The following is a 9617-nucleotide window of genomic DNA, read 5'->3' as shown; positions in this document are numbered from 1 at the left end:
CATGGGCGGGACGGGCCGGCCGGCGGAGGCGAGATCTCCACCAGCCAGCATATGCGGCCGTCCGCGCCGGCCGCACCCGGCGCCGTCGGCGGGGCCGCCGCGCACACAGCGCCCGCCGCCGAGAAGTTCATCTGGAACTTCAAGTTCAAGGGCGGCCGGGGGACGTTCCGCGGCAACATCCTCGAATGGCTGTACGGCATGCCGTGGCGCGACAACACGCCGAACTTCGACCTGGAGACCAGCACCGCGGTCAAGCAGATCAAGTCGACCGACGTATACGGCAAGGCCGGCGACATCGCCCGGTCGGCGACCCGGGACGCCAACCGGGCGATCCAGGCCAACCCGACCATGGCCGGCAAGCGATCCCAGGCCGTCATCATCACCGAGACCGACGCGCCGGCCAGCGCGGGAAACGCGATCCGTACGGCGACCAACCCGGGACGCGGGCGGAAGATCCCAGCCAGTGCCACGGCGCCCGAGCACGTGCGCGGACTGCCGGGCCGGACCGGCATGCTCGGCAAGGGGCTCGGTGTCGTCGGATTCGGCCTGTCGGCGTTCGCCCTGTGGGGCGACTACCAGCACGGCGACTGGGAGATGGGCATCGGTGACGCGCTCGGCGCGGTGGGCGGTGGCCTGGAGCTGTACGCCATCGCCGTGCCCGGTGCCACTGTCGCCACCGTCAGCGCGATGACCGCCGGACTGGTGATCGGTGGCATCGGTCTGGCCGCCGTCTCGTACGTCAGCATGAACCGGGCCGCCGAGGCCGGCGACACGCCAGGGGTGGTGGCCGGCGGCGTCGGCATCGGGGCAGGTCTGGCCATCGCCGCGGGTGCCATCGGCATCGCGGCCGGCAGCGTGGTGGTCGCCCCGGTCGTGCTCGTGGTCGGCATCGTCGCCGCCATCGGAGTGGGGATCTTCCACGCGGGCCGCTACTTCGACTGGTGGTGAGCCAGGTCTACCGGGGCCACGTCGGCGATACTGTCGGCGTGGAGTACGTGTCCAGAGTGCCGCGACCGCCGCTGGACGGGCTGATCGACGACCTTTACTACCTGGAGGGCGCGCCGCCGTACGCCCGGCTGACGCTGCCGGCAAGTCCGGCGGCGTTCCTCATCGTCAACCTCGGGGCACCGTTCCGCATTCGTGCCGGCGCCAACGTCGAGACGGCCGAGTACGCCGACGGCTGCGTGGTCACCACGCCCACCCGCGCGTTCGAGTTCGGCTACCCACTCCGGACCCGGTCCGTCGGCGTGCACTTCAAGCCGTGGGGGCTGGCACCGTTCCTGCCGATGCCCGCAGCGGAGATGTGTGACCGGCCGGCGACGATAGAGCAGGTGTGGGGCCGGCCCGCCACTGCTGAGCTGCGAGACCGGCTGGCCACGGCCGAGGGACCTCACGAGATGCTGACGCTGCTCGAGGAGGAGCTGACGCGACGGCTGGGCGAGGCGGCCGGCCTGGGACTGGTCCGCCACACGAGCCGCATCATCGCCGCCACCAGCGGGGCGGTGGCGATCGACGACCTGAGGGTTTCCGCCGGTGTCAGCAGCACTCACCTGGCACAGCGGTTCAAGGAGTTCATCGGCGTCACGCCGAAGCGGTTCGCCCGCACCTACCGCTTCGCCGCCACCGTGCTCTCGATCAACCCCGCCGAACCGATCGACTGGGCCGACCTCGCCGGCGGCGCCGGCTACTTTGACCAGGCCCACTTCGGCCACGAGTTCCGGGCCTTCACCGGGCTCACACCGACCCGGTACGTCGACGTCAGGCGGCGGTTCCTGCGCGAACACCCCGGCCACGTTCTGGACGGCTGGCCGCTACCGATCGATTGATTCCTTACAAGAGCGACAGCGCACGAAACTCTAGCCTGAGGGCATCCCCAAGCAGAGGAGCGCGCCCATGGGCGAAGTAGTCCTGTACAGCTCGGTGTCGGTGGACGGCTTCATCGCGGACGAGAACGACCATCCCGGACCGCTGTTCGACTGGTTGACCAGCGGTGACGTCCCGCTGGACGACAGTGGTGTGTTGAAGGTGTCACAAGCGTCCTACGACCACACCCGGCCGTACTGGGACCAGATCGGGGTGACAATCGCCGGCCGCCGCGTCTTCGACATGACGGACGGCTGGGACGGGAAGCCACCGAGCGGGATCGACCATGTGGTCGTCGTGACGCACCGTCCGAAGCCCGAGGGCTGGGACCCTGAGGCGCCGTTTCACTTCGTCGACGGCGTCAAGGCAGCAATGGCCAAGGCGCAGGAGCTCGCGGGTGACCGCATCGTCGAGGTCGCCGCTGGCGACGTCGGCGGCCAGGTGCTAGCCGCGGGCCTGGTCGACGAGGTGCGCATGGACGTGGTACCCGTGGTGTTCGGGTCTGGCAAGCGCTACTTCGGGTCGGTCCACGCGCAACACCTGTTGGAGGATCCTGACGTGGTGGTTCAGGGCAACCGGGTGCTTCACCTGCGCTATCGGGTGCGCCGTTGACCGGTCTGGGCGGGCTGGCGGGTCGCGCGGCGGGGGAGAGTCGAAGTCACGCTCCTACCTTCTCCTGCCCCGACCTGACCACCCAACCCGCCTGGACGGCCTCGGCCTGAAGGTCGCGGGCCGGCTGATCGAGTCTGATGGGCGCTGTGCCAAGCGTCCGTCAGCCGCGGGTGCGCCGTGTGATGCGGGTCTGGGCGGCGAGGCTGAGGAGCGTGAGGAGGACCGTCAACGCGTAGCGATGCCGGATAACGACCATCAACGGCACGGAGCGACCAGTACCACCCTGGCGTGCCGCTAATCCGGGCATCCAGCCGATTTCCGGACTGGACTTGGCGCAGGTGGTTGACGCCGGGTTCGTGTGAGCATGGTGGTTGACCAACTGGCTACGACGGCCAGATCGTCGAAGGGTGGTCGGCCTTACGGGCCGCCCAGGCCCAGGATTCGGTTGGAGACGCGACGGGCCTCCGCGGTGCGGAACTGCGCCTCGTAGAGCGTCAGCGCATGCTGCCAGGCGAAGCCCGCACGCTGGTCGTCGCCCGCGGCGGCGTGGGCGTCACCGAGATGTTCGACCATGGCGGCTTCGAGGTACGGGTTGGCCCCGCCGTCCGCGAGCGCGCGCGAGTAGTGCTCGATCGCCTCGTCCGGCTGCTCCAGCAGGCGGGCGATGTGGCCCAGGTTGTCGAGGGTGGCCGCGGAACCGGCCGGGTCGCTGTTCCGCTCGTGCAGGGCGAGAGCCTGCTGGGCGGCCGTTCGAGCCGCCTGATGATCGCCTAGTTCGGCGAGCTGGCGGGCCGCCCGGTTCAGCGCGTGGGCCTCGCCGACCGGGTCGCCGCAGTCGCGGTAGAGGCGCAACGCCTCGCGGGCGTGGCGCAGGGCGGCATCGTGCTCGCCGACGAGTGACGACAGGCGCGCCAGGTCGTGCCGGGTGTGCGCTACGGCGAGCGTGTCGTCACGGTCGTCGGCGGCCTGCAGAGCCAGGTTCAGGTGACGGCGCGCGTCGTCGTAACGCTGTGCGTGGGTGAGCGCCCGGCCGAGCTGCCGCTCCGCCAGGGAGATCGCATACCGGTCGGCCAGGGCGTGGGCGGCGGCGACGCCCCGGCGTGAGGTGTCCACATTGTCGCGCAGCAGCGCCCAGCGGTGCTGGTAGGTGTCGAGCAGGCGAGCCAGTAGCCAGACGTGGCGCCACCAGCCGAGCTGTTCGGCGTGCCGGTGGAGAGCGAGCAGTTGGTCGTACTCGGTGCTGAACCAGGCCAGGGCTGCGGACTCGTCGGTGAGCAGCGCCGTGCTGACCCCGGGTGCCGGATGGTCCAGCGTCACCAGCGTGCGGTAGGGGAACAGCAGCCGGTCCGCCTGGTAGGCGGTGCCCAAGTAGGAGTCGGTCAGTCGTCGCACGGCGGCGACGCGGTCCGCCGTCGGTTCGTCCTCCTCGGCGAGTTCCCCCGCGTGCCGCCGCAGCAGGGCGTGCATCAGATAGCGGCGCGGGGTGGGCTCCTCCAGCAGGTTCGCTCTCTCCAGTTCGTTCAGCAGCACCGTGGCCCGCCGCGGCGCAAGACCTAGCAGGCTCGCCGCCGCGTGCTGCCCGAGCGGGGCGACCGGCGCCGTGCCGACGAGCCGGAATGCCCGGGCCTGCGGCGGAGTGAGGCGGGAGGTCGACCAGGAGAAGACGGACTGTAGGCGCATGGATTCGGTGCCCGCGTCGAAGCCGCTCAGGTGCGCCTCCGCCGCACCGAGTTCGTCAATCATGGTGGACAGAGGATGCCCGGGATGCCGGGATGCCCGGGCGGCGACAATCGACAGGGCCAGCGGCAGCCCGCCGCAGTGGTCGATCAGGACGTTGAGGGCGGCCGGTTCGACGCCAGCCGCTGACTCGCCGAGGTTCTCGGTGAGCAGCGCGGCCGATCCGGCCCGGTCCAGGACACCGAGCCGGATCCGGCGGACCCGTCCGGCGCCCAGGCCAGCTAGGTGTTGACGGCTGGTCACGACGACCGCGGCGGGCGCTGCCGCGGGCAGCAACGGAACGACCTGTGCCGCGACGGCGGCGTTGTCGAGGACGATGAGGATACGTCTGCCGGCGAGCAGGCTGCGGAACAGCGCCGATGCCGCACCGGTGTCGGTGGGGACCGCGCTGGCCGGAACGCCGAGGGCGGCCAGGAAGCCGCGGAGCACCGTGAGCGGCGGCGGTCCCGGCTCGCCCTTGCCGAAACCACCGAGGTCGGCGAAAAGTTGCCCGTCCGGGAAACGGTCCAGGTGCCGATATGCCCACTCCAGCACGAGCGTGGTCTTCCCGATGCCCCCGGGACCGTCGATCGCCGCGACGAAGAGATCACCTGTGCGGATGACTTCGTCCAGTGCGGCGGCCTCGTCGTCCCGGCCGACCAGCAGCCACGGCCGGGCCGGTAGCTGACGAGGGAGCGGCAGCGGCTGCTCGGGCGACGCCTTGATGTGGACTCCGCCGCGTACGCTACCTGCCTGAACGACGATGTGGGCGGTGCCGTCCATGAAGTTATCGGTGGACCCGGTCATCGGCAGCCCCCGATACGATGAGTTGTCGATACATTCTCCTTCAGCAAGCCCGGTGGCGGAACCGGCCATCGCGGTCAGTGGCATGTTCTGCGCGTGCAAAGGGGCCGACGTGGATGCGGAGAACGCGGGGAACCTGATACGAGTGGCGGTCGCCGGAGTGACGGCCGGTATACCGGTGCTGGGCATGGCCGCGCCGCCCGCGCTAGTCCGGATCGAGCCGTCCGGCGCGGATGTACAGGTGCGGATCGACGCGACGGCGGGCGGCGGGCGAATGCTGGCCCGCTGTCTGCGCGACGGGGTGGCGGCGGAGATCGCCGCGCTGCTCGATCCTGGGCGGCCGGAGGACTGCACGGTGCTCGTGCTCCCTCGGGACTCGTCCGCCGGGCAGCACGAGTTGCTCGCTGCTCTGCGGACGCTGGCCCGCCGCGCCGCGGTCACTCTCGACAGTGACCGGTTCGCCGCCGAGGTCATCCGCGGCGACCGGCACACCCGTGCCCGTACGGTGCTCGCCGCGATGCACGGCGCCGGCGCGACGGCGGAACGCCGGCGGCAGGTGCACGCCCGCCTGCGCCGGTTGCGGGTGCCGCGGCCTGCCGATGTGGCCGGCCTGTTGACGGTCCGCATCGAAGACCCCGCCGTTCTGGCGTCCGCCGTGCAGCGCTCCGACCGGGTGCTGGCGAGCTGGCCCCGGACGGTGGACCTCGCCCGGCAGGCGCCGGCTGCGACGCCGGCCGTGCGGGGCAGGGTCGTCGCCGTTCCCGGGCGCGGTAACCCTGCCGAAGACCGCACCCGCCACGACGTGGTCGATCGGCTCGCGCAGCTGCTCGCCGACCGGACCGCAGCAATCCGGGTCGCGCTGGTGGCCGGCTCCGGGATGGGCAAGAGTTCCCTCGCGGTACGGATGTGTCGACACCTGGCGGACGGCTACACCGTCGTCGGCTGGCTATCCGCGACAAACTCCACGACTTGGCGTTCCTCGATCGCCCTGCTCACCGAACGCCTAGGCATCGACGGCGCCAATCCGGACGACCTCTGGGAGGCGCTCGGCGAACGACGGCCGGCTCTGATCGTGGTGGATGACGCCCCGGAGCCGACGGCGTTCGCGGCCGCGCTGCCGTCGATGTCCGGTGTCCACGTGCTCGTCACCTCACCGTCGGTCCGCTGGCGCGCCGAAGCCGCCACGGTCGAACTGGAGCCGCTGTCCGAGTCGGACGGCATCGAGTTCCTGCTGGCCCGTACCGGCGCCGAAGACGAGCGGCTGGCCGCCGAGGTCACCCGCCGGCTCGGCGGCTTCCCGCTGGCGCTCGAGCAGGCGGCGGCCGCTGTCGTCGACGGGCTATCACTGCGCGGTTGGCTGGACCGTCACGTCGACGCGCCCGTCGCCGGGGCGGCTGCTCTCGAACAGGCCTGGCGGATCCGCCTGGCGGCTCTGCGCGTCAGTCATCCGGATGCGCTGGCGCTGCTAGGCATCCTGTCCTGCGCCCAGCCCGCCCCGGTCTCCGGCGAACTGCTGTCCGGACTGGGCCGGGACTACGGCGACAACCCCGCCGTCGCAGTGTGCGCCGACACCGAACGTCGTGACGCCGCCGTCACCGAACTGCGGGCCCAGTCATTGATCCGGACCGGCGCCGACGAGGAGACTTTTCTGGTCCATCCACTGCTGGCCGGTGCGGTCCGCGATGAGGCCGGTCCGGACACCGCCCAGGTCGCACTGATGGTTGCCGCCGTCGCCGGGCGGCTGCTGGACGACGAGGACGTCAACGACGCCGATCTGTGGTCGCGCACCATGGCGTTGTCCGCGGTCGCCGTGGCGGCCTGTCACCTTGTCCTCGACGGATCCCGGCAACGCCCGGGCAATGTCGCGCCCGACCGGTTGCGTGGTCTGGCAAATCACGCGCTCTGGCTGCCCCGGGCGTACCTGCACGAGCGTGGCGCGGCCCGTGGTGCCTACCGGGTCGCCCTACTGGCGCTGGCGATGCACGGCGACGAGGTCGCCGCAGCGGCCGTGCCCGGAGTGTCCGCCGAGGTGGTCGACGCGTTCGACGACCTCGACCCGGCCATGGTGGTGCCCGCAGACCGGCTCGGCGACGTCGCGGGCGCCGATGCGCGGACATCGGCCGCGCGGTGGCTCAACGAGACCGACTCGCTGCTCACGGACGTGGATCTGGCCGAGGCCGAGGCGTACGCCCGCAGGGCTTTGACGCTCCTTCCCCGTCGAGCCCGCGGAGCCGTCGACGCGGACGCCGTCCCCAGGTCGGCGATGATCCGGTTGGAAATCGGGGACAACCTCGGCTTCATCCTCCAACTGCGGGAGAGGTTCCCGGAGTCCGCGAAGGTGTACGACGCGGCGATCCGTCACCTGCTGTCCTTCCCCGGCGGTGGCGCCGAGAGCAAGTACGCCGAACTGCTCAACGACCGCGCGCTGCTGCTGCTCGACACCGGCCGATACGAGCAGGGCGTGGCGGAGTTCAGCGCCGCCGCGGACCTGGCACGGAAGAAGTCGCAGGGTGCCGGGGTACTTAACAACATCGACAACAATTTGGCGCGTACCGAGCATCTGACCTGGCGGCTACGGTCCGCACGCGACCGGCTGAACGGCGGGCTGCACTGGCTGCTGGACCGCTCGGCGGCGCAGAGCACGGACGTTGCGATCGCCCAGTGCAACCTTGGGCTGGTGACCTACGACCTCGGCGACACCGACGAGGGGTTCGCCCTGGTTCAGGGTTCCTGGCAGACCCTGCGGGACCGGCTCGGACACGAGGACCGGGAGACCCTGATCCGGCGGCTGGCCCTGGCCGAGTTGCAGCTGGCCCGGGGTGACCGGCGGGCCGCCCACCAAGCCGTCCTCCTCGATCTGGCAGCTTGCCGGGCAGAGAACGGGTCCGACTCCGTCTGGGCCATCGTCCACCGGCTGAGGGCGGCGTGGCTCACCGGCCTCGCGGCACAGCCGCCGGAGACGATCCGAGAGTTGGCCGCGGCGGTGGAACGGCTCTTCGGCCCAGACACCGCTTATGCCGCGATGGCCCGGGACGCCCTCGCTGCCTGGCGCCTGGCCGACCCCGACACCGTCGAGCCGGGCGACATCGCATCCGCAGCGAAGGCCGTCCGTTACTCCGCCCGGTCTCTCGGCTCCGGTCACCCACTGACGTTGTTGTCCAGTGCCCGCCTCGTATTGCTGCGCCGGGACGCCGCCCGCCGCCCACGCCCGCTACGGACCGCCGCCGGGCGTGTCCTGCTGACCATGCTGGACTCTCTGTCCCGGCCGGGGGGCGGGGGGTTTGCCGAGGATCTCCGGCAGCACGGTCAGCCACCGGTGGATTCGGCCCGGCCGGGCTGGGAGGCAGACCGTCTGCGGCACCTGCTCGCGGACGATGTCGTCGAACCCTCCGCTGGCGAGGAGATCTGCTGGCGGACAAACATCGGCCGGCTCGCGGCCCTGGCCGGGGCCATCGACGCCGGTGTCCTGCTCCGGGAGGCGGCGGACAGCAGCGCGGCGCTCTACGGGCCGGACCATCCGTGGACGCTGTCGCGGGCCGCGGCGGCGGCTGTCGCCGACGACGACCCGGAAGCCCTGCGCGCCGTCGTGACCACGCCGATCTGGCGATGAGCACGATGCCGCACCGGGTCTTCATTGTGTGGGCGCACCGCGACCGGCGCTGGAGCGCCCAGAAACAGGCCCGCTACCGGGCGGCGGTGCTCGCCTTCGCCCACACGCTCGACCGAGTCGAAGGTATCGAGGTGGAGATCGACCTTTTCCACAGCGAGGACCGGACGATCGACTTCACCCGCTGGGGACCGGACCGAGTGTCCTGGGCGGACACCGTCATCATGATCAGCAGCGTGCCCCTGTGGGACCGCTGGTCGGGCCGCAACCCGGCGAACGAGGGCGCGGGGTCGGTTCGCGAGTGCGATGCGCTGCACGGCCTGTTCGACACGGACCAGGCCGCTTTCCAGCGCAAGGTGCTCATCGTGGTGCTGCCCGACGGCATGGACGCGCCGGTCCCGGCTGATCTGTCCCGCATCCAGCGCCGCCCCGTGAACGATCCCCACGCGACGCTCGTGCTGCGCTGGCTGCTGAACAAACCCCGGTACCCGCGTGGGACCGGGAAGACGCGGGTGGACCTTCCCCCGATCCCCGAGGCGCCCTTCCCCGGCATGCCGTCCCGCCGGGCAGATCACCTCGCCGCCGAGCGCGCCCGCCGCCAGCAGCCGCTACCCCTCTCTGACCGTCAACGGTCTCCGTCGGGATCAGCAGAGGCACCGGAGGTGTCGATAGAACCAATCACGGCCGGCATAGTCGCGGCCACCGTGGTTCCGCTGGCGAGCGGCGCTGCTGACGAAGCCGGCAAACAGGCATGGGCGTCCCTGTCCGCCTTCGTGCGAGATCGCTTCGGTCGCGAATCGGAGCCGGGCGCCGCCGTCCAAGCCCTCGCTGACCAGCCGCATAGCCCGGCCGTCGGCGAGGTGCTCGGCCGGCTCCTCGAGGACGCGGCCGCCTCCGACGACCACACGGCGGCCTGGTTGCGCAGCTGGCTCGAACACGCCGGACCTATGGTCGGGTAGCTGCCGAGACCGGCTCATCCGGCGTGGCTCCGTGCGCTGAGTCGTTGAAGATCGGC

The 9617-nt window shown here is 71.2% G+C and carries 6 protein-coding genes; 5 read left to right on the top strand and 1 reads right to left on the bottom strand.

All coding sequences use genetic code 11. From position 1 onward, the window contains the following. From GUI43_RS01510 to GUI43_RS01500, 3 genes are all read left to right on the top strand, one after another. Positions 1-948: hypothetical protein (locus GUI43_RS01510; RefSeq protein ID WP_211326624.1), on the top strand; the 948-nt coding region annotated here is incomplete at its 5' end. A 38-nt stretch (positions 949-986) separates the two neighbouring features. Further along, the gene (locus tag GUI43_RS01505; RefSeq protein WP_249037615.1) at positions 987-1826 is read left to right on the top strand and encodes a helix-turn-helix domain-containing protein; all 840 of its coding nucleotides are present in this window, start codon (positions 987-989) and stop codon (positions 1824-1826) included. A gap of 67 nt (positions 1827-1893) precedes the next feature. Then, the gene (locus GUI43_RS01500) at positions 1894-2475 is read left to right on the top strand and encodes a dihydrofolate reductase family protein (protein ID WP_112697632.1); all 582 of its coding nucleotides are present in this window, start codon (positions 1894-1896) and stop codon (positions 2473-2475) included. 417 nt (positions 2476-2892) lie between these two features. On the opposite strand, the gene GUI43_RS01495 is transcribed toward GUI43_RS01500, so the two are convergent. Beyond that, positions 2893-4998, bottom strand: coding sequence for a tetratricopeptide repeat protein (locus GUI43_RS01495; RefSeq protein ID WP_146765840.1), 2106 nt, complete (start codon positions 4996-4998; stop codon positions 2893-2895). Positions 4999-5107: 109 nt separating this feature from the next. On the opposite strand from GUI43_RS01495, the gene GUI43_RS01490 reads away from it, so the two are divergent. Together GUI43_RS01490 and GUI43_RS01485 are read left to right on the top strand one after the other, a co-directional pair. Then, positions 5108-8605, top strand: coding sequence for a hypothetical protein (locus GUI43_RS01490; protein WP_146765839.1), 3498 nt, complete (start codon positions 5108-5110; stop codon positions 8603-8605). Beyond that, entirely contained in the window at positions 8602-9561 is a 960-nt protein-coding gene (locus GUI43_RS01485; protein WP_112697626.1) for a Het-E N-terminal domain-containing protein, read from the top strand. Before GUI43_RS01490 ends, GUI43_RS01485 begins: the two co-directional genes overlap by 4 nt. Positions 9562-9617: the final 56 nt, after the last annotated feature.

The sequence above is a fragment of the Micromonospora noduli genome (assembly GCF_003264365.1).
Lineage (GTDB): Bacteria > Actinomycetota > Actinomycetes > Mycobacteriales > Micromonosporaceae > Micromonospora > Micromonospora noduli.
The sequence above is the reverse complement of the archived record's forward strand: the minus strand, read 5'-3'. Positions and strand labels throughout refer to the sequence as shown.